The organism is Aeromonas sp. QDB31, from assembly GCF_027707605.1.
GTDB classification, from domain to species: domain Bacteria; phylum Pseudomonadota; class Gammaproteobacteria; order Enterobacterales; family Aeromonadaceae; genus Aeromonas; species Aeromonas media.
In genome coordinates, this window is record NZ_JAPCIX010000054.1 from 1 (window position 1) to 1,530 (window position 1,530).

General features: G+C 61.2%; 1 protein-coding gene. It reads left to right on the forward strand.

What is annotated here, in order from left to right; all coding sequences use genetic code 11:
* Positions 1 to 103: 103 nt before the first annotated feature.
* Entirely contained in the window at positions 104 to 1,522 is a 1,419-nt protein-coding gene (locus tag PG898_RS21125) for an IS66-like element ISAs21 family transposase (RefSeq protein WP_004576012.1), read from the forward strand.
* Positions 1,523 to 1,530 lie beyond the last annotated feature (8 nt).

Below are 1,530 nucleotides of genomic sequence, written 5' to 3' on the forward strand. Positions count from 1 at the left end.
GTAACTGTTCACCCAGATGGCATTGACAGGAAAAAGTGAGACGATCATCCCTTGATCCACTGTTGCCCCTTGCCTGATCCCGCCAGCTTGGCACCATCACGTCATGAGCAAACCCATTACGCCACCACCCGGCCTGCCGCTGACCCTCGAGCAAGCCAACGAGCTGATTTACAAGCTGATGGCGCGCATCGCCGAGCTTGAAGACCGCCTCAACCAAAACAGCAATAACTCCTCCAAGCCCCCCTCCACTGATGGCTCGGGGACCCCGCCTGCGCGCAAGCGCCCCGCTTCCGGCAAGGCTCGTGGTGCCCAGCCTGGCCACAAGGGGCAGCGGCGTGAACGTCATCCTGAGGACGACCGACTGACGGCAATACCACACTATCCTGCCCGGCAGTGCGCCTGCTGTGGTGAGCAGGTGGTGTCCCATGACAAGCCCTACCGGGTTCATCAGGTGTTTGACCTGCCCGAGGTCAGCTATGTGGTGACAGAGCATCAGCTGTATCGGGGCACCTGCCGTGGGTGCGTCACCACCAGTGAAGCAGCCCTGCCCGATACGGTGAGCCACAGCCAGATGGGGGCTAATCTGCTGAGCTATATCGCTTTGCAGAGTGGTCAGTTCCACCAGAGCATCAGCAAGATACAGCAGCAGCTCAAGCAGCACTTCGGTTTGAGCTTTAGCCGAGGCGCCATCAGTGAAGCGCAAGGCCGGGTCAGCGCCATGCTCACCCCGACCCACCAAGCCATCAAACAGCAAGTGCAGTCTGCCGCCATCATCCATGCCGATGAAACCCGGCACCAGCGGGGCGGTGAGCGACGCTGGATGTGGCTGGCCCTGAGCAAGGTCGCGGTCTGCTTCATGACGGCGTTTGGCCGCGGTCAGGAGGCAGCGAAGCGGTTGCTGGGCAGTGAGCTTGATGGGGTGCTGGTGACCGACCAGTATGCGGGATACCGCTTCATCGACAGCGCCCAGCGCCAACTGTGCTGGGCGCATGTGCTGCGCAACGTGGCGGCGATTGCCGAGAGTAGCGACGCCGTCAACCAGCCTATCGGAGCCCGGCTGGTACTGCTGGCTGACACGGTGTTCAGAACCCGGCATGGCTATGAACAAGGCTGCTTAAGCCGGGAGCAGTACCAGCGAAGGTTGCAGCGATGTCGGCAAAGCTGGCGAAGGCAGCTGGAGCGGGGCAGTGTACTGTGTTCCAAGCGCTACCGTGGGCGCTGCCAGTTACTGCTCAAGGACGATGAGATGCTATGGCGTTTTATGGAAAACGACGAGATAGCGCTGACCAACAATGAAGCGGAGCGGGCGCTGCGTGGCTATGTGCTGTGGCGCAAGGGAAGCTATGGCGTCTGGTCGCATCGAGGCGAGCAGTTCAGGCAGCGTATCCTATCGTTGGTGGAGACGGCCAAGCGATTGGGCCGCTGCCCGCAGGAGTGGCTGAGGGCAGTTGTCAGGTCCTGCATCGAGAAAACCGACTACCCGTTCCCGGAGGAGTTGGTGCTGTCAACACCGTCCCGGTGAACGGTTAC

Coding starts and splice junctions, on each gene's coding strand:
- PG898_RS21125 (WP_004576012.1), top strand. CDS start 104: ATGAGCAAACCCATTACGCCACCACCCGGCCTGCCGCTGACCCTCGAG.